The 22,862-nt window shown below is 50.8% G+C and carries 23 protein-coding genes; 13 read left to right on the top strand and 10 right to left on the bottom strand.

Translation table 11 applies throughout. The features are described 5' to 3' along the window. Nucleotides 1–7 precede the first annotated feature (7 nt). The 4 genes from HAV38_RS04770 to HAV38_RS04755 all read right to left on the bottom strand — a co-directional run bounded on the left by HAV38_RS04770 (nucleotide 8) and on the right by HAV38_RS04755 (nucleotide 2,745). A complete protein-coding gene (locus HAV38_RS04770; protein WP_168052870.1) occupies nucleotides 8–319 on the bottom strand; it encodes a hypothetical protein in 312 nt (103 codons plus the stop codon). A 324-nt stretch (nucleotides 320–643) separates the two neighbouring features. Next, a complete protein-coding gene (locus tag HAV38_RS04765) occupies nucleotides 644–1,015 on the bottom strand; it encodes a hypothetical protein (RefSeq protein ID WP_168052868.1) in 372 nt (123 codons plus the stop codon). 358 nt (nucleotides 1,016–1,373) lie between these two features. Then, nucleotides 1,374–1,829, bottom strand: coding sequence for a DUF4118 domain-containing protein (locus HAV38_RS04760; RefSeq protein WP_168052866.1), 456 nt, complete (start codon nucleotides 1,827–1,829; stop codon nucleotides 1,374–1,376). Between the two features lie 64 nt (nucleotides 1,830–1,893). After that, nucleotides 1,894–2,745: an alpha/beta hydrolase gene (locus HAV38_RS04755; protein WP_245182191.1), complete on the bottom strand. Its 852-nt coding sequence runs from the start codon at nucleotides 2,743–2,745 to the stop codon at nucleotides 1,894–1,896. 545 nt (nucleotides 2,746–3,290) lie between these two features. Between HAV38_RS04755 and HAV38_RS04750 the strand changes: the two genes are divergently transcribed. The 5 genes from HAV38_RS04750 to HAV38_RS04725 all read left to right on the top strand — a co-directional run bounded on the left by HAV38_RS04750 (nucleotide 3,291) and on the right by HAV38_RS04725 (nucleotide 10,327). Beyond that, nucleotides 3,291–5,597, top strand: a complete 2,307-nt coding sequence (locus HAV38_RS04750; RefSeq protein ID WP_168052862.1) for a phosphoesterase — start codon at nucleotides 3,291–3,293, stop codon at nucleotides 5,595–5,597. A 128-nt stretch (nucleotides 5,598–5,725) separates the two neighbouring features. Continuing rightward, nucleotides 5,726–7,090: a cytochrome-c peroxidase gene (locus tag HAV38_RS04745; protein WP_168052860.1), complete on the top strand. Its 1,365-nt coding sequence runs from the start codon at nucleotides 5,726–5,728 to the stop codon at nucleotides 7,088–7,090. Nucleotides 7,091–7,120: 30 nt separating this feature from the next. Next, nucleotides 7,121–7,759, top strand: coding sequence for a hypothetical protein (locus HAV38_RS04740; RefSeq protein ID WP_168052858.1), 639 nt, complete (start codon nucleotides 7,121–7,123; stop codon nucleotides 7,757–7,759). A 56-nt stretch (nucleotides 7,760–7,815) separates the two neighbouring features. Beyond that, nucleotides 7,816–8,748 carry a 2OG-Fe(II) oxygenase gene (locus HAV38_RS04735; RefSeq protein ID WP_168052856.1) on the top strand — a complete coding sequence of 311 codons (933 nt, stop codon included), beginning with the start codon at nucleotides 7,816–7,818 and terminating at the stop codon, nucleotides 8,746–8,748. A 478-nt stretch (nucleotides 8,749–9,226) separates the two neighbouring features. Next, nucleotides 9,227–10,327 (top strand): acyltransferase family protein, encoded by a 1,101-nt coding sequence (locus HAV38_RS04725; protein ID WP_168052852.1) that lies wholly within the window; start codon nucleotides 9,227–9,229, stop codon nucleotides 10,325–10,327. Nucleotides 10,328–10,444: 117 nt separating this feature from the next. Here the strand turns inward: HAV38_RS04725 and HAV38_RS04720 are convergent, their stop codons facing one another. Together HAV38_RS04720 and HAV38_RS04715 are read right to left on the bottom strand one after the other, a co-directional pair. Next, entirely contained in the window at nucleotides 10,445–11,515 is a 1,071-nt protein-coding gene (locus HAV38_RS04720) for a flavodoxin family protein (protein WP_168052850.1), read from the bottom strand. A gap of 731 nt (nucleotides 11,516–12,246) precedes the next feature. Beyond that, the gene (locus HAV38_RS04715) at nucleotides 12,247–12,855 is read right to left on the bottom strand and encodes a PEP-CTERM sorting domain-containing protein (protein ID WP_209216608.1); all 609 of its coding nucleotides are present in this window, start codon (nucleotides 12,853–12,855) and stop codon (nucleotides 12,247–12,249) included. Nucleotides 12,856–13,249: 394 nt separating this feature from the next. On the opposite strand from HAV38_RS04715, the gene HAV38_RS21595 reads away from it, so the two are divergent. The 3 genes from HAV38_RS21595 to HAV38_RS04700 all read left to right on the top strand — a co-directional run bounded on the left by HAV38_RS21595 (nucleotide 13,250) and on the right by HAV38_RS04700 (nucleotide 15,272). Then, nucleotides 13,250–13,627 carry a recombinase family protein gene (locus HAV38_RS21595; protein ID WP_184013370.1) on the top strand — a complete coding sequence of 126 codons (378 nt, stop codon included), beginning with the start codon at nucleotides 13,250–13,252 and terminating at the stop codon, nucleotides 13,625–13,627. 65 nt (nucleotides 13,628–13,692) lie between these two features. Next, nucleotides 13,693–14,804 (top strand): IS3 family transposase gene (locus tag HAV38_RS04705; protein WP_168052848.1). Its coding sequence is split into 2 segments (ribosomal slippage): nucleotides 13,693–13,945 and nucleotides 13,945–14,804, totalling 1,113 coding nucleotides; the frame shifts between segments, so codons are not numbered across the junction. An 81-nt stretch (nucleotides 14,805–14,885) separates the two neighbouring features. Continuing rightward, nucleotides 14,886–15,272, top strand: coding sequence for a hypothetical protein (locus HAV38_RS04700; RefSeq protein ID WP_168052846.1), 387 nt, complete (start codon nucleotides 14,886–14,888; stop codon nucleotides 15,270–15,272). A gap of 302 nt (nucleotides 15,273–15,574) precedes the next feature. On the opposite strand, the gene HAV38_RS04695 is transcribed toward HAV38_RS04700, so the two are convergent. From HAV38_RS04695 to HAV38_RS04680, 4 genes are all read right to left on the bottom strand, one after another. Then, complete coding sequence (locus HAV38_RS04695) at nucleotides 15,575–15,853, bottom strand: BrnA antitoxin family protein (protein ID WP_168052844.1); 279 nt, start codon at nucleotides 15,851–15,853, stop codon at nucleotides 15,575–15,577. A 356-nt stretch (nucleotides 15,854–16,209) separates the two neighbouring features. After that, nucleotides 16,210–16,419 (bottom strand): DUF2116 family Zn-ribbon domain-containing protein, encoded by a 210-nt coding sequence (locus tag HAV38_RS04690; protein ID WP_168052842.1) that lies wholly within the window; start codon nucleotides 16,417–16,419, stop codon nucleotides 16,210–16,212. Continuing rightward, nucleotides 16,416–17,483, bottom strand: a complete 1,068-nt coding sequence (locus HAV38_RS04685; protein WP_168052840.1) for a phage portal protein — start codon at nucleotides 17,481–17,483, stop codon at nucleotides 16,416–16,418. The genes HAV38_RS04690 and HAV38_RS04685 overlap by 4 nt, the downstream gene beginning before the upstream one ends. Continuing rightward, nucleotides 17,480–19,288, bottom strand: coding sequence for a terminase ATPase subunit family protein (locus tag HAV38_RS04680; RefSeq protein ID WP_168052838.1), 1,809 nt, complete (start codon nucleotides 19,286–19,288; stop codon nucleotides 17,480–17,482). Before HAV38_RS04680 ends, HAV38_RS04685 begins: the two co-directional genes overlap by 4 nt. Before the next feature lie 143 nt (nucleotides 19,289–19,431). On the opposite strand from HAV38_RS04680, the gene HAV38_RS04675 reads away from it, so the two are divergent. From HAV38_RS04675 to HAV38_RS04655, 5 genes are all read left to right on the top strand, one after another. Continuing rightward, nucleotides 19,432–20,274 (top strand): GPO family capsid scaffolding protein, encoded by an 843-nt coding sequence (locus tag HAV38_RS04675; protein ID WP_168052836.1) that lies wholly within the window; start codon nucleotides 19,432–19,434, stop codon nucleotides 20,272–20,274. A 44-nt stretch (nucleotides 20,275–20,318) separates the two neighbouring features. Continuing rightward, nucleotides 20,319–21,338: a phage major capsid protein, P2 family gene (locus tag HAV38_RS04670; protein ID WP_168052834.1), complete on the top strand. Its 1,020-nt coding sequence runs from the start codon at nucleotides 20,319–20,321 to the stop codon at nucleotides 21,336–21,338. A gap of 2 nt (nucleotides 21,339–21,340) precedes the next feature. Further along, the gene (gene gpM, locus HAV38_RS04665) at nucleotides 21,341–22,045 is read left to right on the top strand and encodes a phage terminase small subunit (protein ID WP_168052832.1); all 705 of its coding nucleotides are present in this window, start codon (nucleotides 21,341–21,343) and stop codon (nucleotides 22,043–22,045) included. Nucleotides 22,046–22,153: 108 nt separating this feature from the next. Then, nucleotides 22,154–22,639 (top strand): head completion/stabilization protein, encoded by a 486-nt coding sequence (locus HAV38_RS04660; RefSeq protein ID WP_168052830.1) that lies wholly within the window; start codon nucleotides 22,154–22,156, stop codon nucleotides 22,637–22,639. A 4-nt stretch (nucleotides 22,640–22,643) separates the two neighbouring features. After that, a complete protein-coding gene (locus HAV38_RS04655; RefSeq protein WP_168052828.1) occupies nucleotides 22,644–22,853 on the top strand; it encodes a tail protein X in 210 nt (69 codons plus the stop codon). Nucleotides 22,854–22,862: the final 9 nt, after the last annotated feature.

Here is a 22,862-nt window from a genome sequence, read left to right as displayed (position 1 = left end):
TAATCTGTTACTTACCCGGAGTGGCCGAGGCTTTTGACGATACCGGCACGATGGGCAAAATCGCTTCCGGCTTATCAGCAGTCGTGGTCGTGTTAGAAGTTGGTTGCAAACTACTCCCACTTTCTGCCTGGGACTCCACCATGTACTCAATACACGCGCCAGGATCTTCAGAACCATCCGCCTCTATTGCGACTTGATGCAACACATGTTGCGGATGCGCGGCGGGTGGCGCGGCGTCTTTAAGTTCGGCAGGAGTACAGTCCTGTCGCGATGATAAATTTGAATCTTCTTGATCGGGATTTTGTTGGTTTATCGCCACTTTGTCCTCCAGCCGTCTCAACATCATTTTCGTGCTTAACTTTTACGCTCAGGCTTCAATAGACCATCCAGCATAAACGTCGCGTCTATCATCCTCGTACTGCCATTTTATACCGCAATCTTCACAAACATAATGCGTCATGATTACAGCGGGTTGCCCCATATTGCGCACTTTGACCGGCTCGCCGACAGGCATCAGCCTGGCGTGACCCAAGCCCTTGCGCTTTCTTAATTCTATTGCATTGCATGCATCACAGGACATACGTATTCCTTATTATGGTCCAACGCCAGGCGTCGCACAATTGCTTCACTATTGCTTATCAAACTAACCAGCGTTAGAGTCAATGTCAGCCAGACTTTCACGGCCACGCACAGTGATTTCAAATCCAGCGCCAGCGGTTGCCAGCACAATGTGTCCTTTTCTGCCTAGGAAAGCTTCAACATCTGCCTCAAGCGGTGCCAGGGGATCAGTGGAAATAGCGCGCAAGCCTTCGATGCAACTCTTCACAAACAACGTTTGCTCACCTTTTTCAGTCAGGGCCAGTTGTCCATTTTTTCCATAAGCTACGTATTTCAGCCCGGAAAGGCGCTTAGCGTTGCGCGCTACACAAGCAGTCTCTTGACCACGGCGGGGGCGGGCGATTTGCGCCAGCGCGTCGTACTCATCTTTTGATAAAACGGTTAAGCCATTACTCATTGCGATTCCTGTTAAACATCTATCTATTATCGGCGTCCTAAAGCAAGCATCATTTTAACGCACGGCTATAAAAAGTTTGCTTCTATCGCATGGAATGGTTTATAAAATGAGTCTGCATGACGTTGGAACAGCGTGAATTTTGGCCTATGGCGCGGCGGATAACTAAGGATCGGCTTCAGCAAGAAACGGGAGCCCCGGCAACCTCTCCACCGTTCAATACCACAGTTTGCTCCGAACGATTAAGCAACGCCTGCTCGCGCCACTGACAGCGCCACTCACAGCGGCACCAGCGGCACAATAGGTGATTGACTTCGCGCCGCAGTCCCAAGCCAGCGCTCTGCCCGTTGGTAACCATCGCTCAGGCCGCAGAATTTCTGGTCTGCTCAACCCTACGGGCTTGATCTGATTCGATCAACAACTGATAGCGGGTTTCTGACACCCGCTGCAATAGAACTGCTGCATAGCGCTCTCGCTGAAGCCACTCTATGATCCAAGATGCCAATAAAATTATTGTTGCATATATGATAATTATATAAATATCCTTCACCACGAGCATCTCGAAGGAAGAGTACGGCTTTCTAAAAAAATAGAAAGCTGTGGGAAGACTAATCGCCAGTAATCCCGTCGAATGCCAGAATCCGAAAAAGCACGCCATCACGATACAATTGATCGCAAAAAACAGCATGGACATCGATTCATCCAATATATCGTTCAATACGAATCGTAAGCAGAACGTTAAAGCAAAGCCCAGTAAACAGATCCCGATCGAATTAAGCCCACTCTGTTTCCAGGTCCTACTATTTTTTAATTTCATTACAATCTTTAAATAATTAACTGCATGGTAGTAATAACGAAAATCGGCCAACGATTCCCGGTTTTTATCCGCGACGATCTTTCAGAGGCGAGTGATTATTTAATTCCCTGTAAGAAATATCCTTTAAATGCATCTCAATATTTTTCATCAGGAACTGTACCGTTTCATTTGTGACGATTTCACGTTCGTTATCCACGGTAATAATATGATAACAATCACCAAGCCAGATCACCTTCCGCATCTCCGAACTCACCTTCTCAAGAATCAACTCGGGATTTTTAGGTGACGCAGTTTCATCATCAATAGCGTGAATCACTAATATATTGGTTTTTACTTTTTTAAGCGATTTGCGCACATAAGCCATCATAAGATGCGCACCGCGGAGTTGTCGCGCGGGGATCGCTGCCGCGCCTACCGCTGCCACGCCATCTTTTTTCAGCGCGTTGGCAACGCGTCGTCGCATATCAAAGTTTTTGATGCCATAGGGCTCACCTTCTTTATGGGACCAGTTTTTATATCCCAGGAAAAAGGGGATTTGCATTAAATGCTGATACCAGGGTATCGACCATCCGTCATAACGAAGTACCGGTGACAGCGCAACGATGGCAATTGCCTCGGTACTGCGCGATGCGACCGCCAATGCGAGCGTTGCCCCCATGCTCAGGCCACATATAGAAACAGTTTTAAAGTTTGCTTTAAGCCGCGTGATCTCGCTATCAACCACTGCACACCAATCCTCCCAATGCGGTGTGACATCGGGATCCACGTGTCCTGCAGAGTAATTCGGTATCAGTAACTCTATGACGGCACAGCCATTTTTTCGTAGCGCCTTGGGTATTGAGCCCATTTCCAACCCCGAACCGCATAAACCGTGCAATAAAATGACTGCATGTTGAATGGGTTGGTCGCTGTGCATTTTTGATTCCATAGGCATAGTTTTAATTTTAATTCACACTATATTAATACAACTATTTACTGATCCAACAACGAAGCGCAGTGGGATCGTTAGCGATAGAGTCCGGTAAGCGACAAGTCAAGAAGTCTCCCTAACATCGCGTTAAGCAGGATTGTAGTCTATACCGATCTTTACCAAATAGATGGCGCCGCATATCCAATGTGATGCAATCAACCGTCTTTTAATTCGTCTTCTACTCTACGCTTGGCGACGAAAAATCCTCTGAGTGCCGTTTATATAACAGTAATTCCAAACTGATAACCATCTATTATCCCCTAATGGCTCAAAAAGTTTTGGCTACCTCCAAAAACCCATGCGCTACCCTCGAATATTTCACTATTCGCCTTACTACGGTTTTATCCCATCAAATATTTCTCGAATCACCGTAGGGCGGACACCTCATCCCAGCAAATGTCATCAAATCTTCATAAATTTTCATACGAGAACTGTCAAAATCCGCCTGAATCAGTTATTCGAAGCACAATCGGAATCTAAAAGGGCATGGCATGATAGTCGCAAAACGAAATACGTTTAATTTATCTTTGACTATAATTGCCGCAGCCGCCGTGCTGGTAGGTTGTAGTAATGGTAACCCGGGACCGGGCAGCGTACAGATGACAGGCGTAGTGACCTCCAGTGCTTTCAAATCAGGCAGCGCTACTGACCCGACATTTTTGGTCGGTTACTATCAAGGTGCGATGGTTTGCGTTGATGCTAATAATAACGGCAAGTGCGATGCCAGCGAAAACCCGGTCGTTACCGACGCCAAAGGCAATTTCAGTATCACCAGCGCTTTCCCCCAATCGCTTCTGGTCGATACTGGCACTACCGCTATCAATACAGCAACTGGCGTGAAAGTCAGTAAGCGCACCGTTTTTCGGGCCTCACTAGATCAAGTGACTGAGCAAGGCAAAGCCATTGTCGTCAGCCCACTCTCTTCAGAAGTAGCCCGTCTGATTGAAGCTAACAACAGCACCTACGCCATAGAAAAACAAAATCTGGCGACCCGTCTTGGCGTGCCGTTGACTAGCCTTCTGAGTGATATCAATGGCGTTAACGGCACCGCGCAAACAGCGATGATGAACGAGTCCAATGCGTTGACTAACCGGTTTGCGTTCGCCATCACCAAGCTGGATCGCGGAGATTTGTTTCCGGACGCGCTAGCAGTCTCCGGCGGCGATCCACGCTTAAAGGGTCAAGCCAACGTCACGGCAGCCACTGCGATGACAACCGATACGCGTGCGCCAATCACCTTTCTGCAATCCCAGCAGGCTGCTTTTAATGTGGAAGGCATTCCGCGCTATGACCATATCTTTATCGTCATGCTAGAAAACAAGGCGACATCGTCGATCCTTAACTCCGCCTATGCACCTAAAATTAACGGCTATCTAAAAGCCGGTAACCAGTTGAGTAGCTACTACGCAACCGGCAATCCGAGCGAGCCGAACTACACCGCACTTGGCGGCGCCGACGATTTCGGCATTGTCGATGACAATCAGTGGAACTGTGGCTCCACCGGTGCCAATGCACCACAGGACTTACCGCTACCGGACAATACGCAGCCTGGTCTTGCAAAATCGCCCTTTGTCGCGAATCCTGTCGCACCGACTAACTGCTTAACAGGCGGGGCAGCGCACAATATTGTCGATAAGCCCAATTTGTTTAACGCGCTGACTTCCGCTGGCCTGACATGGCGTACTTATAGCGAATCGCTAAATCCCGGCCAAGACTTCCGCACTGACAGCGTAGCCGATGCTGCGGTGATCGCGCAGGACAACGTCTATCCACCCGGCACGCTAGGCGGCAATACCGCAACCGTCGGCACCCCGAGCTTAAACCTCCCGCTACCGGCGAATTTGTATCGGACCAAGCATCACCCCGGCATGGCGTATCAAAACGTCCGCAGCGCACCAGAGTTTAATTACAGCAATCGTACGTTGGGTGGGGGTCAGTGGGACGCCAACCTTAAAAATAGTCTGGACTACAAAATTCCGGCTGGCTATGATTTTGACCAGTTGTCAACCGATCTGGCCAGCGGCAACGTCGGTAGCATCAATTTCCTGATGCCCGATCAGTGTGACGACATGCACGGTATTACCGTCAAAGGCACCGTCGGCAATAATCCCAATCAGGTCACCGCCTCCGATTGCAGCAGCGTCGCCAATAACGTCGCGGTCGCTACCGGCGGCGCGATCATTACGCGTGGTGATAACTACGTAGATGCCGTGGTCAAAAAAATCCAGGCATCGGCGATGTGGAAAAACCCGCAAGCGCGCATCGCCATCGTCTTGATGTTTGATGAAGGTAACGCCACCGCAGGGTTCAACTCGTGCTGCGGCTGGAATCCGGGCAATAGTACCGTCGCCAATCCATTAACACAAAACCCGGATGGCACATGGTCCGTTGACAACTCCGTCACCGCTTATACACGTGGCAATCGCGGCCATGGCGAAAGTATTTTTGGCATCCTAACCAATCAGACTGGCGCACCTACCGGCATCGTGGATAGCGACGCTTATAGCCACTTTTCATTTGTACGTACTTTGCAGGACATGTTCCAGCTGGCCGATCCGGCTGTCGACGCGTCGTACATGAATCGTTCAAAGTATTCAGAGAAATTTGTCTCAGCCAATATTCTTAATTTGCCAGAATATGCCGGTAGCGCTGATACCCACTTTGACTCTGTACGTCCGATCAATCACGCCTTTATAGCACCAGCCAGCTACACCGGCAAGCAATCGGCAGACGTGAGCGTGGCAGCACAACTCGGTCCGGATGCAACCCAGGCCAACGTCTGGGCATTGAAGAAATAGCAGGACCAGCCCCGGAGTGGATAGCGTTCCGGGGCATTATATTTTGTCTCTATAAAGTGAAACATTTTCTTGTTTCACTTTTGTTTATTTTAGCTGGGAGCGTTCTTTTAATGCAGCGTAGCAACGTTATGCGACAAAATCTTTTTATATTGATTAGCGCGATAGTAATAGTCCTCGTCGCTTGCAGCGGCAGTAATAATGGCGTTAAGAATGTAATGCCCGCAGCCGCGCCCGCCAAATCGGCTAAATCGGCTAAATCGGCTAAATCGCTCAGTTTGGCGGCCCAGGTAGGGCAACAGATGTTTTTTGACCGCACCTTATCCGGTTCGGGAAAAATGGCCTGCGCGACTTGCCACGATCCAAAATTTGCCTACGGCCCGCCAAACGATCTGGCCGTGCAACTCGGCGGACCGACTCTCACCGATGGCGGTGCCAGAGCAGTTCCGTCATTGCGCTATAAAGAGAACACACCCGCTTATGCGGATTTGCTGGACAACCCGGACGGCATCAGCGTGCCCGGTCCAGGCGGCGGCTTCAATTGGGATGGCCGCGCCAATAGCCTGGTAGAACAAGCAAAAATTCCGCTGATGGATCCGCACGAAATGGCCAACACGCGTCCCGCTGATGTCGTCGCTAAAATCCGCACCTCTACTTACGCGCCGCTGTTCTTGCAAGCCTTCGGTAGCACTGCGTTTGCCAACACCGACGCCGCATTCACTAACGCAACCGCCGCGCTACAAGCCTTTCAACTAGAAGATGTTAGCTTTCACCCTTACAACAGCAAGTTTGACCTGTATGCCGGCAATAAAATTGGCGGCACGTTAACCGTTGCCGAAAGCCGCGGCTTAAATGTATTTTCCGATCCCAAGACAGGAAATTGCGCATCTTGCCATTATCAAGGTGCCGGTCTTAATGGCAGCTCGGCTTTGTTCACCGATTTTTCTTACGAGGCGATCAGTGTGCCACGCAACCCTGCCATCCCTGCAAACAGTGATCCAGCGTATTTTGATATGGGCGTGTGCGGCACCATCAGAACCGATCACCTACCGATCAGCACAGACGCACCTAACCCATTCTGCGGCATGTTTAAAGCACCAAGCATGCGCAATGTCGCTACACGCACGACATTTTTTCATAACGGGGTGATGCATTCGTTGCAGCAGGTAATCCAGTTCTATAACACCCGCGACACGATCCCGCAAATTTGGTATCCAACCGTCGGCGGCGTTGCCAAACGCGTTAACGATAAAAACTTCCCAACTTATGGCTTGATCAAGACCCAATATGTAGGCGGTAAGGTGCAAAAGTACAACGATCTAAAGGCAGCCTACCGGACCAATATAGACACCCAGCTACCACTCGACGGGCGGGCAGCGGGCAGCGCACCGCCGATGTCGGATCAAAACGTCGCTGACCTGATCTGCTTTCTTGGCACGTTAAGCGATGATTACGATCCAGCAAAAACACCAACGTCCGCGACCTGCGCGAACTAAACAAAATCAACTTTAATCGTTATCATTAAAATGAATAAAACACTTATCGGTACCGTCTGCATTCTTGCAGTCACTGGCTGCAGCACCAAATCGGATGCGAATCTGCAAAATATGACCGTCGGCATGAACACCTATCTGGAAAAAAAAGGTGATCTTTGCCTCGCCAAATACACGTGGCCTATTGACGTCTCCCAGCATGACATAGATACCAAAGGCAGAAACGCGCTGCAAATGCCGGTACTGGAAAAAGTTGGTCTGGTCCGGTTATCGATAGCATCAGTCGACCTAAAAGAGTCGGAAACCGATACGCTTCATAAGGTCGACGTCAAACGCTACGACCTGACGGACGCCGGTAAAAAATATTATTTGACCAAAGAAATGCGCAGTCAGATTGCGGACGGCAGCGTACAGGTACATCAAGGAGATTTTTGTGCAGCCAAACTTAGTCTGGACAAAGTCGTCGGATGGAAAATGCTAAAAACCGCAAATGATCAGCAAGAAGCCGTGGTCACCTACACCTATAAGATAGAAGCAGCACCCTGGACCGAAGACGCCGCAGTGCGGCAGGTTTTTCCGATGGTTGCCCGCATCGTTGGCGGCGCGGGTGTCATGGAACTGCAGGAAAGCTTTCATAAAACCGATGAAGGATGGATTGCGGTCAATTTATAATTTGTTTAGCCACGCTATTGTAAAGAACTGCTAACCCATCCATAACCTGAAACACGATGAGCACTGTTATTCACTTTTCTCCCGATTTAAGCGTCTGGATCCTGCACAACCTCAATCAAGGCTGCGCGCCGACTGCATTGATCCAGGAGATGCAGGCGCAGCAAATGACAGCACAAGCAGCGCACGCGATTGTGGCTGCATTTGTCACGGCACGGCAATCGGGTCAACCGCCACCGGTCGATTCGGTCGTCATTGAAGACGCACAGCAGGCACCTCAGCCAGGCAGACAATCAGCTCAAGCATCTGAGCCGGATTATGTGTACGAGGCGCCTATTTTTCACTCAGGCTCCACGCTTCATACCACCGACCGCTCGGTACGTATCGCGGCAAGAGCTGCGCGTCCGATGCTTGCGGTACTGGAAGGATTACTCAGTGCGGATGAGTGTGAAGAACTCATTACTTTGGCGCGACCGCGCCTGACCCGCTCCACCGTCGTCGATCCCCCAACGGGACTGAACGTGGTGACCGGGCAACGCAGCAGTCTCGGCATGTTTTTTCGACTTCAGGAAAACGGCTTGATCGCCCGTCTGGACAAACGTATTTCGGAAGCCATGAACCTTCCTATTGAAAATGGCGAAGGCCTGCAAATTCTGCACTATCCGACCGGTGCCGGGAGCGCGCCGCATTTTGATTTTTTGATCCCATCCAACGCCGCCAATCAAAACTCGATAGCCCGCAGCGGACAGCGCGTCAGCACCATGGTGACGTATCTGAACGACGTGGCATCCGGCGGCGAGACAATTTTCCCGCAAGCGGGCTGGAGCGTCTCGCCCCAACGCGGCAACGCGGTTTATTTCGAGTATTGCAACAGCCGCAATCAGGTCGATCACGGCTCGCTACATGCAAGCAATCCGGTTGAACGCGGCGAAAAGTGGGTGGCGACTAAATGGATGCGGCAGCGCCGGTTTGTTTCTGCGGATGGTGTGTGAAGGTGGCTGAATTACGAACTGCTAAACGCGGCGTAACTTGGCCAAATAGATGCAACTTGCGCCCTACTCACGCTGCTATCCGAGATCGACTTCAATTGCGTCAATGTTTTCTACGGTCAACGCACGAATAAGTACTTCGATAAAAATCTTCTTTGCGGCGTTTTATTTTTTGCTTCAATTTCCGTTTCTGGAATGGGGTTACGGAGAGAGCAATCAAACGTTTTCCTTAAATGCGGATGCTGATGGGCGGGCTCAAATCATGCGCATCGCTAGAAATGTCGCAAAACATACCGCTGGTAAAACCGTTCACATTGGCAGGATTTCTCAGAAAAAAAACACCAGTGCGTGAAGCCACATCGCCATTCCGAAAATCATCTCATCGCATAAGTTACAATTCGGCTTAACTATAACGTACAGAGTATAGATATCACTGACGTTTTAGCGTATCCGACCTCTGGCACTTTTAAAGGAAACACTAGTGCTAGCTGTAAAAAATACTATTAATTCAATTCAGGCTCTGCGTGGCATAGCAGCGCTTCTAGTCGTCGGCTTCCATTACAGAGAAGCACTCAATCTGACCTTCCCCACCCTTGGCGACACGCTGTTTATAAATGGTGCGATAGGCGTCGATTTATTCTTTTTGATTAGCGGCTTCATTACTTTTTACGTTGCTAACAATCTCAACGATGGCCCCTCGTCCAGCCTCGAATTTATTGTCAAGCGCATTTGTCGTGTCATTCCCCTGTATTACATCATCCTGTTGCTTAGCCCGGGCAACACATTAAAGTCCCTATACGAGGTAGGCCGTTCACTGTTATTCATCCCTCTGGACGGCAGTCAGACCGGACCAATGTACGGCTACGCCAGCATTTTAGTAGGCTGGACGCTTAACTACGAGATGCTGTTTTATGCGCTGGCCGCAATCGCCATTGCGTGTGGCCGATGGAAATGGGCCGCGTTGATAACGATAATCGCAGGGCTAACCTTCATCCCCGCGCTCCTATTTGGCTGGCATGGACTGAATACTTACATAGGTTACCCATTTGAGAATACCTATCTGAAGCTCGCGACCAATCCGATGTTATTGGAATTCTTGTTCGGTGTGTTTATTGGCTACGTGTATACGTTTAAGTCGACAGCCAAACACCGGTTGGTGTGGTCCTGCCTTCTAGCCAGCGGTGCCGGATTTTTCATTTACTGTTATGCCACCGGATTTATGTGGGGGAACAAACCCTTGGGATGGATGATACCGAGCTTTTTCTTGTTATTGTCGCTGGTCGAGTACGAAAAGCGCTTTCCCGTCGTATGGCCGAAATGCATTCTGTTTGCGGGGGAAATTTCATTTTCGGTCTATTTGTTACACACCAAACTTTACAATATCGTAGAGAAAATATTGAAACGAACACCAATATTTGATTGGGATTACTACGGCTTGATATTGGTCGCTGTAGCTTTTGTGTTGTCCATTTTGGTGTCGGCGTTAACGTACAAGTATATTGAGATTGCTCTATCAAATAAATTGAAAACATTTCTCCTGAAAGGCTTTAACACTACCACAAGGAAAGTACAGACCGTGTGATCGAGCTGCGAATCAAGGCCAATTGATAGCTGCACCGCCAGATGTCCTGCGCTGTTGTTCAAAGGCGGAAGGTGGTGTGAGATCAAGAAAGATAGTAAGGCACGTTGATTTCATTGCTTATTTAGGTCGGGGGCGCCGCAAATCGGCATCTGGAGGGGAGAATTCTCCTGCTCGTATTTTAGCCACGGCATTCGCAACGGCGCTGGCAACATTCCGCACCTCCTGCTGCACCGCCACATCTCGATCTAAAACCTCATGGCTTTCCGCATAGGACTCGTAATAACCGATAAATCGATCTAATCGCGAGGATGTACCAGCATCAAGCAAGCCCATCCAATCCAGCCAATCCGACAGTCCCCGACGCACACCTTCTATACCCGCCACATCGCCATGAACTACCAGGCCATAAGCGCGACCAGCTAAATGCTTGGGGTATGACCACCCTTTCAGCTCCAGTTCCTTAGCTTTCTTCGCGTTTTTTCCTAACGTCGTCGTCGGATCGGGATTGCCGCCGTCCGCGCAAACGAGCCTGTCTATCATCAACTTCAGGACCGCAGGTGCTTGGTACCAGTATACCGGGGTCATGATAATAACAGCATGTGCAGCTACCCATTTTTCATAAATCTCGGCCATCCAGTCATTGGTCTGACGCTGACCATGATTGGGATAACAACTACAAGGCCAGTGACATAAAGGCATGGCAGTAGAAGCACAGCCCTTGCACGGATAAATATGTTTGTCATAAGCCGAAATAAGTAGACTGAGATCCAGAAAATCGACTTCTATACCGTCAGCTTCCAATGTTTCGGTTGCGAGTTTTATTAAACGAAAGGTCTTGGATATTTCGCCAGGACAACTGCCATCATTACGTGCCGAGCCGCAAATCAGTAACACCCTCGATTTAGTGGCGGAATTTTTTTGCGTTGCCTCGGCCACAATTAATTTATCCCGTATTTCTCTCCATTCCAGCGATAAATCATAATCAGGCACATCAAAATCCGGGCCAGCTTTGGTTGTAATTGGCGACTTATTGCCGTTGATATAGTTTTCCCACGCCACCTCCTCTAATTTAGTAATTTCTGCTTTCACCGCATCAAACGTAGGGTCCATATAAGAGCGTCGAAATTCAAGATGAAACTCATCTCTTTTAAGCACTGGAGGGGCCTGACCTTTGCGCGGTTCCGTCACGTTAATCTCCTGATGCGAGTTGGTAAGAGGGTTATGCCACACCTTATTTACCAAAACAATTTGTCCGATGCTGTATAGAGAAGCACCGGGCTAATAATGGATTAATCAATGCGCCCGCCCGTCGGCTAGTGACGACCACATTTCATCACCATACATCACGTTAGTCAGCCCGTGTAAGCCACTTCCGGCAATGATGTTTTTTAGCACTGAGTGCCTGTTAGTTTAATACACCGTACGGCAGATTCAAGGTGAGAAACTTGGCCTCCTTCTTTTTATAACGTACCAAGATGTGGTCACTGTCTGGCGTGACGTGCAAAACTGAGCTCGATCAGAGTACACAAAGTATCGGCATATGAAATGGGAATATAAACGAATGATATTGAACCGTAGGTGACAAAAAAACCCGTGATTTCTCTATGAAATCACGGGTTTTTGGTCTGCCTGAAACACCGGCGGATTTATTCTCGGAAGGTGGGAATCTAATAATCTCGTCTTCGCCTTATAAACAAATACTCTCTACTTTTAAATATCTAAACGTACTGTTACTGGTACTGTCAAAAATAATTCCTTAAGGCTTTTTCGTTACATTGGGGCGATTCGTTGATCACAATGATAAGACTAGCAAAAACCGCTGGCCTGCCTTTTCCGCTTTCGTCAATTTACTCCGTCAACGAATCGCCAAGCGTGAAAAAGCCCCTTGCGGGGCTGTGCTTGCAACAGAAAATTAATTATTATGAAGACTTGCGACGACTGACCATGCAGCCAATCAACGCCAGGCCACCCATTAGCATGGCGTAGGTTTCTGGTTCAGGTACTGGACTAACAGTCGAAGAAACTTCTTGATACACGATAGGGCCGATATAAATGCTATTTCTAGCCATGGTTGTACTAAATACGGCATGATCAATTTTTTTACTTGTTTCAGCCAATCCTAAAAAACCGGTCGGAAAACCGTTTATGGTTTTAAGTCCAGTAGGTCCCAACGTAATTGAGTCAATCAATATATTGGATGCTGAATAAACCGACAAAGTTGCAGGTACATGGTTAGCGACAAATTCGGCACCAAACATTCCTACGGGAGATGAAAACTTAACTAGAAGACCCCCAGTATTTGTATCTAGGTAACTCAGTTGTGTGCCAGTCCAACGACCTAAATAGTTCGTTCCATTTGAAATAGTAACCTCTGGTGAAACTAGCGTTGTAGCTCCAGCAGCAAAGCTGCTGGTTTGAATAGTTGTGGCACTAGTATCGAAATCACTAAGTGATACAGATTTAGCCATGGCGGTAGAGCCAGCGCATAAGATAAGGACCGCAGCAAGCGACTTATTGAAAGTTTTCATATTATTCCCTCAAGTGAATTTATAAATATTTATTGTATGAATAACTGGTCTCTCTTTAACTATTCTCTATTCTCGGTAAATAACAGTTTTTTTATTTCCTGTGAGTTACCTTCATAGCAAGAGATTGCCCTTTCAATTGTGCCAAAGAAAATTACTATAAAACCTACTAATATTTATTTTTCCTGATATTGCCTGTAGGCATAATATTTTCATTGATATAACGCTGTTCAAAACGACAGTATATGAACAGTCAAAAACCACACGATTTACGCGTTCAAAATATAGCCTTTTATATTTTGAACGTGTTCATATGTATTTGACCCGTTAGTGAACATATTTGGACGACACCGGACAAGCATGGATTACTACGGACAATCAAATTTAAGGATTAATCATGTCGACCTTCGCTTATAGCCGTGTCAGCACCAAAGACCAGACGACCGCCAATCAGACCTTCGATATTGAGAAGGCCGGTTACAAGATGGATTACTGGTTTGCGGATGAAGGTGTCAGCCAGCCAGCGGCCCCCGTTCAAAGCGTTGCTCGCCCAGATACGCGATGGGGAAACGCTGGTGGTCTCGAAGCTGGATCGCTCATCGGCACGACACTTCTGGGCACCAACCAGGAGACGATAATTTCGGGCGTTATGTCAGCGAAGAGCGGCAATAACTATTTCACGGTCATTCATCTCGATCCCGCAAGATTGATCATGTCATTGCTGGCGGTGGGAACAATGTACAAGCGCGGTGGCAAGCGTTTCATCGTGCGGTAATCCCCCCACCAAAAGATAGCGTTTAAAAGTAGAATTTCCTCAAATGCAATTTAAGGATTTTTTACATGAAGACATCACGCTTTACCGATAGCCAGATCCTGCAGATTTTGAAACAGGCCGAAGCTGGCAGTCCTGCACCGGACCTGTGCCGCGAACATGGCATCAGCACTGCCACCTTCTATAAGTGGCGCTCCAAATTTGGCGGCATGGATGCCTCTCTGATGACGCGGATGAAGGAACTGGAAGATGAGAACCGGCGACTAAAAAAGATGTACGCAGAGGAACGCCTGAAGGCAGATATCGTTACTGAGGCGCTAATAAAAAAGTGGTAGCGCCCTCCAAACGAAGAGAGATGGCGCAGTGGTCGGTTACAAACAGATTGGTCACGATTCGCGTGGCATGTCAGGCCTTTGGCATCAGCGAGACCTGTTACCGTTATTGCGCCAAACTATCCTCTGAGAACACCGTCATTGCCGACTGGCTGGTATGTTTGACGAGTAATCAGCGTAATTGGGGGTTCGGTTTGTGCTTTCTGTATCTACGCAACGTCAAAGGCTTCAAATGGAACCATAAGCGCGTCTACCGGATTTACCGGGCTCTGGAGCTGAATCTGCGCATCAAGCCGTGCCAGCGGATCGTGCGCGACGTGCCGCTGGCATTGGCAGTGCCCACCAAGATCAATGACATGTGGTCAATGGACTTCATGCATGACCAGCTCGCTGATGGACGCAGTATTCGGTTGTTTAACGTCATTGATGACTTCAACCGTGAAGGGTTATGTATTGAAGTCGATTTCTCGTTGCCTTCGAAACGGGTGATCCGGGCACTTAATCAAGTCATCGAGTGGCGCGGCAAGCCCAGGGCCATCCGCTGTGATAACGGGCCGGAATATATCAGTGCCGTCACATCGGCGTGGGCCACCAAGCGGGGCATCAGCATCGAGTTCATCCAGCCTGGCAATCTGCAGCAAAACGCGTATGTCGAACGTTATAACAGGACCGTACGCTATGATTGGCTGGCCCATCATCTGTTTGATTCGATTGATGAGGTACAAAATTTTGCTACCAGCTGGCTATGGACTTACAATCATGATCGGCCTCATATGGGCCTGGGCGGCATCACACCAAAACAAAAAACTGGTACTGGCCGCTTAACCTCTACTTTTAGCGCATCTTAAAAATGGGGGGATTACCCACCCATAAACAATCCGCCAGATTACCTTACTAACGAAGAGATAATCTTTAACAGTATTGTGATCATGTTCATGCAAGAAGAAAGTGCCATTTTCTATGGGGTTGGCGGTGCGCTAATTAATTGCGTTTGCTCAGAATATGGCCACTGTTATCAGAATCGCGCGGGAGCCTCAGCTTGGGGTAACATTGTCGTGGCCGATGCCGCTTCTCTAACAAGCGAACAACTGAAAAAGACTGGAATGTACAATTTTAGCTATAACGTGTGTACCCCTATCGAACGAGGAATAGCAATGGTAGGGTTATTTTTCGATCAATCGAATATTGGCTTTATATACGATCCACTACATTATGATGAACCGATAAAAATCAAAAATACTAATGTCATCGACTTTTCAGCTTTAGTGATCAATGCGGCGACGGTTCTCTCTCGAATTAATGACCCGACAAAATAATTTAAAAGTGAGCCAATGTAGCAAATTTTCCTTTTTTTCAAGCGCAGGATTTGCCCACTGTAAAAATATTTTGGCTAAAGGCGCCACGACACATCTACCCAATCGCCTCAACCATAAACGGCTTACTCTTCCCCTGCGCGATTAACCTCAGTCGACACCTTAAACCACTCAAAGCAATCCGCCCCCCCGCACCATCTGCCCCGGAGTCTGTTCAGCCTGCTCAGGCGACAAACTGTTATCCAATTTGTGTAATGCGTCCGCACATAGGTATAAAAAAAGAAAATTACTAACAGCAATCAAGACTATCGATGCGCCGCTAACCATTCGCGCAATGCGCCATTCATTCTGGTTTGCCAGCCGTCACCTTCACGCTTAAACGCGTCAACAATATCAGTATCTAAGCGCATAGTTATTTGCTCTTTCGTACCACTCCCTAAAGGTCTACCACGTCCTCGCACCGGCTTAAGTTGTGCCAATTGCGCATCAGTCCAAGGTAGATTATCGGGATCTGATAACGCGGCTGCGGTAGTTGCGACATCCTCTTCCGCTGTCGGATAAATAATTTTATGTTTGTTCGTCATGGTATCCGCCCACTTGCTTCCATCTAATTATTGTAGATACAAATATTACCCTAATCCAACAATATTTGTAGCTACATTTAACCAATGACTCGAGGTGTGACGGGAAACGACTCTACTGATAGTTTATTAATCCCTCCAGCTGCATCATTTTGCGTCACGCCTTCCAAGCCGGTCTAACCGAGCGCCCCGGGCTAACGGCCTTTTCTGCATCACCCAAAGTGCATTAAAAGCAGTCCCATTTAAAGACACCGCAGGTGGCGTGTGGAGGTGAGCGCTGGCGGGTCTAAAAGGCTATGTATTACCCCTTGTGGGGGCGTCAGGGGCTTCCTTGGGGTAAACCTAGGGGTAAATAGCGATTAATATCCGGCTCGCCTCCGCCCTGCCTGATGCTTCTGGTAGTCATCCCTGCAATCGGCATTACAGAACACGCGGGCATCGGGTACCGCCTCCTCACAAAAATGGCAATGTCCGTCGCCGCATAATGATGGCGTGTCGCGCACCTTGTTCAGGGCGGACTGGACGGCGGCGGCAATGCGCGCATCGGCGCGGTCGGCGTTGTCGCTCATTTGGTGCCTTTCTTTTGGACTGACAGATCGTAGCTGTTGAACTTCAGCACCTCTTCACCGAGCCAGTCATTGATCCCCATAAACTGCGACTGCAGCGGGACCAGTTCATTGCGGGCAAACACTCGCGCCGCTGGTTCGACCGCACCGAAGCCGCCAGTATTGTTCGGCATGATGCCCAGTAGCTGAGGCGGCACCCGGTGCGCGGCCAGCACGTCATCACGGGTCACGCCTTTGATATTGAAGAATTCATCCTTGGCCGCCACATCCGACACCGGCAGTATCTGAATCCCATCCTTGGAACCGTTCGGTGCATACATGAACAGGTTGCGGAAATTACCCGGCCCCTTGCTATCGCGCATCGCCTGCCGCAGGTTGTCCACGTCGGCATTATTCGCCGCTGCGTCGGTCATGTAAAAAATGAATCCGGCATGCGACCCATTTTTATAATACTTACGCCGAAACAGGGTTGCCGCCTCATTCAGCCAAGCCGACTGCAGCGCGCTCAGATATTGCGGCACCCCGTACACCTCCTGGTTCACATCCGGATCCATCAGATGACACACTGCGCCATGCCTAGAAGCGTATTCTTCCTGCCAGCCACGCACAAAATAATATTGATCCAGATCCCTCCCCCGGCGCACATACTTCGCCAGCGCATGTGCCAGCGACAGCAGTTTGCCGCTACGGCTGGTCCGCTTCTCCAGGTACGCGTTACCAAACGTTAAAAAGTCCAGCGTAAATCGCTTAAACGCATCGCGCGTCAGCAACGGCGTCGGCACGAAAGTTGAAGTAAGAATATTCGCCTTAAAATAGATCGCGCTGCTATGGTGCACGCTGGCATTAAACGACTTCGACAGCCCCGCATAACTGACCGGCGGTTCATACCAGCGCCCATTAGACCAGCACTCAAGACTGTCCAGAATCTCCCCGTGGTCCAGCACCGGGGCCGGATCGCCAAACGTAAACGCTTCAAATCCGGCGGCGGCGACCGGCGCCTCTGTCATTACTTCAGGGGCCAATACGGCGGTTCCATAGGCGGCCCTGCCCCGCTGTTTTCTACTCATGTATAAATCTCCATAAAAGATTGATTGTTGTGATTGCCACCCTCCAGTGGCTCGTGATCCAGCGCATGCATACAGGCCCACGCCAGATCCGCATGCCCTGTTTCATCGGTACGGCCAGCGTCGTAGGTGACCTGTCGGCCGCTGGCGGTGAGTGTTTTGCGGATTGCCATAAAGGCCTGCGCGAGATCGGTCCATCCGGCATCAAATTCCAACCGTCCTTTGCTAATCACATTTTTGGCTTTGAGCACCATCCGTGTCTTCACCTCGGGCGAATACAGGATGGCGGTGGCGGCAGGAAAAAATTGACGCACCAGCGGAAACACGCCGATGCCCATGCCGGTGGTGTCGATGCCGATAAACTCCACGTTGTAGCGCAGTGTCATGTGCCGGATCGCTTCTGCCTGCGCCTCGAAATCCATGCCGCGCCATTGGAAGCGTTCCAGCAACCGGAACTTGCCGCCGGGGACTAAAGGGGGTGCCAGCACCACGCACCCTGCACTGTCGCCAGTCAACGAAGGATCGTAGCCAATCCACACGGCACGATGTCCAAAAGGACGACTCGCATAAATCTTATAATCCGTCCAGTCCACCCAAGAATCGACCATGCACCGCTGCAACTCAGCCAGTGGAAACACCGACTGCGTATCATCGATAAAATTGCACATCAGCAGGTTTTCAAACTGATCCGGGCTGTATTCAAAATTGCGCAACTCATCGATATCGAACAGATCGCAGCCGCCGCGTTCCGCATCCATGATCGTCACGATATGGCGCCAGATTTTGTCCTCGCACGTCAGGCCCGCCGCCAAGCGCCCATGCGTGATATCGATATCGTATTGTTCAGCCTTCGCCCTGCGTTTATTAAATGCAGCCCCGGTCCAGAACGAATAGGCCTGATGCGTGATCGATGACGGTGTGGAGAAGTAGGTTTTACGCCAATGCTTATGGATCGCCATCCCCGACGCCACCTTGTTCAGCTCGGTAAAGTTATGCGTCCAGAAAAACTCATCGAAGTAAAAATTGCCGTGATAACTTTGCGCGGTGCGGGCGTTGATCCCCAAAAAATACAAGTGCGCGCCATTGGCCAGAATGATCGGGTCGCCCGTCAACTCCAGGTTTGCCGCCTCGCGTGCGAACTGGATGATGTACTGCTTAAACACATGCGCCTGCGCCTTCGACGCCGACAAAAAAATCTGATTGCGGCCGGTCGTAATCGCATCCGCCAGCGCCTCCCGCGCAAAGTACCAGGTCGCCCCAATCTGGCGCGACTTCAGGATCGCCCGGGTGCGCTGATGCCCATTGCGAAACCACACCTTCTGATAATCAAACAATGAATCGTGAAACGCCTCCAGCAACAACTTCTTTTGCGCCGCATCGATATCATTACGCACCGGCTTCTTGCGCGGTGCAGAATACCGATTCGCCAACTTAGGATTCAGATCGACCGCATTCCCGCCCGGCGCTTCATAACGTCGTACCCGCGCTGTCTGCACAATCTGCCGCATCAGCAGATCGATCTCTTTAAAATCCCCGCCAGACTTCTGGTCCTTCGCAATCAATTGCACCAGCCGCGTATCCAGCGCCGCCTCCACCTTTTCTAACACCGGCGCACTCTCCCAACCGTCGCGCTGCTTCCAACTCTCCACGGTCGAGCGATTCAATTTAAGGTGACTGGCGATCGATGAAATACGCCAACCCTGCCAATACAAAAACTTAGCGACGCGGCGTGGGTCCGTGTGTTGATCCGTTGCAAGCGCAACGTTTAAATCGACTTCTGACACCGGTATGAGGGGAGATTTTTGCATGCCGCAAGCGTAGGGGTCACGCGCGCGTAATGCTCGTACCAGCAAGCCAGTAAGCCCCATAGCAACCCGCTGCGCGTTGAAACCCCACGCGCTAACGGTGACTATGGCGCTATTCCCTCACTTCCCGATAGCAGAGCGCATCCATGACCACCAAATCCAAGTTCTTCCGCGTCGCCACCGAAGGCGCGACCACCGACGGTCGTAAGATCGACCGCAAAGCTATCGAGCAAATTGCCAGGAATTTCAACCGCACAACGTATGGCGCACGGATCTGGCTGGAGCATAAACGCAGCCTGTTACCGGACAGCCCGTTCCGCGCTTATGGCGATGTGCTCGCCGTCAAAGCCGAAGAAGTCGATACCGACAGCGGCAAAAAGTTAGCCCTGTTTGCCCAGGTTTCCCCGACGCCCTCGCTAATTGCCATGAACAAAGAGCGCCAAAAGATTTACACCAGCATTGAACTCAATCCTGATTTCGCCGATACCAGTCAAGCCTATATGGTGGGCCTGGGCGTCACCGACAGCCCAGCCAGTCTTGGCACCGACATCCTCACCTTTGCCGCCACCAGCGGCGTCAATTTATTTAGCGCCCGCAAGCAACATGTGAACAATCTGTTTTCTGAAGCGATTGAAGCCACGCTCGAATTTGAAGAAGACGACCAGCCGGAAGTCACAGAAAACAAATTTTCCACCACCGTTAAAAACATCCTCAAACGCTTCTCACATAAAGAGACCAGCGATGATGCGCGATTCAATGACGTCAAAGAAGCGCTGGAAGCCGTCGCCCATCATGCCAGCGAAACCGCCGCATCCTTTGCCACCCAAAGCGCTGCCGCAGATAAAAAGATTAGCGAACTCGAAGCGGCACTGGCCGCATCAACCAGCGCCTTTACTGCCTTCAAAGGCCAGATGGACACGCAAGACGGCAACCCGTCGCACCGGCCACCGGCAACCGGCGGCAGCGGCACGGAACAGACCGACTTCTGAACGCGCGATCAGCGATATCTCTTAAAACCCCTATTGGAGCACCCATGAAAAAAATCACCCGCGTCGCCTTCGACCACTACACCACGCGCCTGCAAGAACTGAACGACACGGCCAGCGCCGCAGCCACCTTTGCCGTCGCCCCCACCATCCAGCAAAAGCTGGAAACCAAGATGCAGGAGTCGAGCGAATTTTTAGGTAAGATCAACATCCTCGGCGTCACCGAACAAGAAGGCGAAAAGCTCGGCCTCGGCATCTCGGGACCAGTGGCCAGCCGCACCAACACCGCCAAAAGCGACCGCAAGACGCGCGACCTCGGCACCCTCGACAGCCATAAATACCGCTGCGAAAAGACCAATTTCGACACTCACATCAATTACCAGACACTGGATGCTTGGGCCAAATTTCCTGACTTTCAAAGCCGCGTCGCCAACGTCATTCTCAAACGGCAAGCGCTCGACCGCATGGTCATCGGCTTCAACGGCACCAGCATCGCCGCCGATACCGATCCTGCGGCGCATCCGCTGTTAGAAGATGTCAACAAAGGCTGGCTGCAGCACTTCCGTGAACAGGCCGCGGAGCGCGTCATGCAGGAAGGCAACACGCCCGGCCAGATGCTGATCGGCCCCGATGGCGACTACATCAATCTGGACGCCGCCGTCTATGACGCCATCAACCTGCTCGATCCGTGGTACCAGCAAGATACCGGTCTGGTCGCCATCGTCGGGCGCACGTTATTGCACGACAAATATTTTCCACTGATCAACATTAATCAGGCCCCCAGCGAAACGCTCGCCGCCGACATCATCATCAGCCAGAAGCGCCTCGGCGGCTTGCAAGCGGTCAGCGTGCCGTACTTCCCACCCAACGCGATTCTGATCACCCGCTTTGACAACCTGTCAATCTACTGGCAAGAGTCCGGTCGCCGCCGTCGCATCGTCGATGAAGCCAAGCGCGACCGCATCGAAAATTACGAATCTTCGAACGACGCCTATGTAGTCGAAGATTTTGGTCTAGGTGCCCTCATTGAAAACATTGCGCTGGTCGCCGCCACACCGAAAGCCTGACGATGTCCCACCTTTCCCCTGCACTGCGCCACAAGGCCCGTACGCTTGCCGCCAAAGCCGCCGCCGACACCGCGCCCGGCGGACTGACTGGCGGCAATGCCTACGAGCTGATCCACTATCAATTGATCGACCATCTGCGACGTATCAAGCAAATCCAGTCAATCGAACAAAAGAATACGCTCAAGGCAGAATTGTTGCCCGAGTATCAGGACTGGATCGACGGCGTCTTAAGCGCGGGCAAAGGTGGGCAAGACGACGTACTCACCACGCTCCTGGTCTGGTATATCGACGTCGGTCATTATGCGCGCGCCTTGCAGGTGGCGCAGTACGCGGTTACGCACAACATGAGCATGCCGGACCAATACAATCGCGACATCCCGACGCTACTAATGGATGAATTTGCCGACGCCACGCTGGCGGGCAATATGCCCGCCGAGGTTGGCCGTGCCATCTTAGCCGACGTCATTGCACTAACCGAAAGCAAAGACGCCCCCGATCAGGCTCGCGCCAAACTGCACAAAGCCTATGCCTATGCACTACTCGACAAAAGCAACACCGCCGACCCTATCGCCGAAGGCCTCGATCCCAGCGAGATGCAGCAAGCGCTGCCGCATCTGACCCGTGCACTAGCGCTCGACAAACGGATTGGCGTCAAAAAAGACATCGAACGTCTGACATTGCGCCTTAAAAAAGTGCCCAAGGTCTAGACGTTCAACAGAGCACCCAAGCGGCGCACGGCGGCGCGGGTCGATAAGGCACGGCGCAATCCAACACCTTAAGACACCCGCCCACCGCCGTCCTACCAGAAAGTCGTCATGCCCTTTATCCCCAAAACCACCATCATCACCGATGGCGTCCCCGAACAAACCGTCGTCCACAATGACGGCTGGTTCCCCGACATTGATCTGCATCATATGCGCGACGCCATGCGGCTTGACGGCACCGTCACCACCCCGCGCCTCATTCAAGCCGTCGCCGAAGCCATCCTGCACGTCAACGCAGAACTCGACGCATGGCAAGACGCGCAACTGGACGACGGCTACATCGCGCTCGAAGCCGTCCCCGCCAAAAAGGTCAACCAGGAAAGCAGACTCGTCATCCATTACCGGCGCGCCGTCTACAGCACCGCCAAAGCCGACCTCATGGAAAAGTACCGCGATTACGACAGCACTGCGTCGTCATTGTCCAACAAGAAAGCAACCGACAATCTCGACATCGGCCCCGGTGAACAACGCCGCAACGCGCACTGGGCCATCGCCGATATATTGCAACGGCATCATTTAACCGTTGAACTGATCTGACGCCATGCTAGTGCGCGCCCAACAACACGACACGCTCGATCTGCTGTGCTGGCGCCACCTCGGTGCCACCGCCCGCGTGGTCGAAGTCGCGCTGGAACTGAACCCCGGCATAGCAGACGGCGGCCCGTTCATTCCCCACGGTCATCTTGTCACGTTGCCAGACCCTTCCGCGGTCCCCACCAACACCACCCAGACCATCAGTCTCTGGGATTAACAAGTGAGA

The organism is Glaciimonas immobilis, from assembly GCF_011947285.1.
Lineage (GTDB): Bacteria > Pseudomonadota > Gammaproteobacteria > Burkholderiales > Burkholderiaceae_D > Glaciimonas > Glaciimonas immobilis.
Note: the sequence above shows the minus strand (reverse complement) of the source record. Positions and strands in the feature narration are given on the sequence as shown.

Bases quoted from the DNA above. Each gene is read 5' to 3' on its own strand.
- HAV38_RS04660 (WP_168052830.1), top strand. From the start codon at position 22,154: ATGCCCTTTATCCCCAAAACCACCATCATCACCGATGGCGTCCCCGAA.
- HAV38_RS04750 (WP_168052862.1), top strand. From the start codon at position 3,291: ATGATAGTCGCAAAACGAAATACGTTTAATTTATCTTTGACTATAATT.
- HAV38_RS04700 (WP_168052846.1), top strand. From the start codon at position 14,886: ATGTTCATGCAAGAAGAAAGTGCCATTTTCTATGGGGTTGGCGGTGCG.
- HAV38_RS04695 (WP_168052844.1), bottom strand. From the start codon at position 15,853: ATGACGAACAAACATAAAATTATTTATCCGACAGCGGAAGAGGATGTC.
- HAV38_RS04765 (WP_168052868.1), bottom strand. From the start codon at position 1,015: ATGAGTAATGGCTTAACCGTTTTATCAAAAGATGAGTACGACGCGCTG.
- HAV38_RS04655 (WP_168052828.1), top strand. From the start codon at position 22,644: ATGCTAGTGCGCGCCCAACAACACGACACGCTCGATCTGCTGTGCTGG.
- HAV38_RS04745 (WP_168052860.1), top strand. From the start codon at position 5,726: ATGCGACAAAATCTTTTTATATTGATTAGCGCGATAGTAATAGTCCTC.
- HAV38_RS04680 (WP_168052838.1), bottom strand. From the start codon at position 19,288: ATGCAAAAATCTCCCCTCATACCGGTGTCAGAAGTCGATTTAAACGTT.
- HAV38_RS04690 (WP_168052842.1), bottom strand. From the start codon at position 16,419: ATGAGCGACAACGCCGACCGCGCCGATGCGCGCATTGCCGCCGCCGTC.
- HAV38_RS21595 (WP_184013370.1), top strand. From the start codon at position 13,250: ATGTCGACCTTCGCTTATAGCCGTGTCAGCACCAAAGACCAGACGACC.
- HAV38_RS04740 (WP_168052858.1), top strand. From the start codon at position 7,121: ATGAATAAAACACTTATCGGTACCGTCTGCATTCTTGCAGTCACTGGC.
- HAV38_RS04715 (WP_209216608.1), bottom strand. From the start codon at position 12,855: ATGAAAACTTTCAATAAGTCGCTTGCTGCGGTCCTTATCTTATGCGCT.
- HAV38_RS04760 (WP_168052866.1), bottom strand. From the start codon at position 1,829: ATGAAATTAAAAAATAGTAGGACCTGGAAACAGAGTGGGCTTAATTCG.
- HAV38_RS04685 (WP_168052840.1), bottom strand. From the start codon at position 17,483: ATGAGTAGAAAACAGCGGGGCAGGGCCGCCTATGGAACCGCCGTATTG.
- HAV38_RS04670 (WP_168052834.1), top strand. From the start codon at position 20,319: ATGAAAAAAATCACCCGCGTCGCCTTCGACCACTACACCACGCGCCTG.
- HAV38_RS04735 (WP_168052856.1), top strand. From the start codon at position 7,816: ATGAGCACTGTTATTCACTTTTCTCCCGATTTAAGCGTCTGGATCCTG.
- gpM (WP_168052832.1), top strand. From the start codon at position 21,341: ATGTCCCACCTTTCCCCTGCACTGCGCCACAAGGCCCGTACGCTTGCC.
- HAV38_RS04675 (WP_168052836.1), top strand. From the start codon at position 19,432: ATGACCACCAAATCCAAGTTCTTCCGCGTCGCCACCGAAGGCGCGACC.
- HAV38_RS04755 (WP_245182191.1), bottom strand. From the start codon at position 2,745: ATGCACAGCGACCAACCCATTCAACATGCAGTCATTTTATTGCACGGT.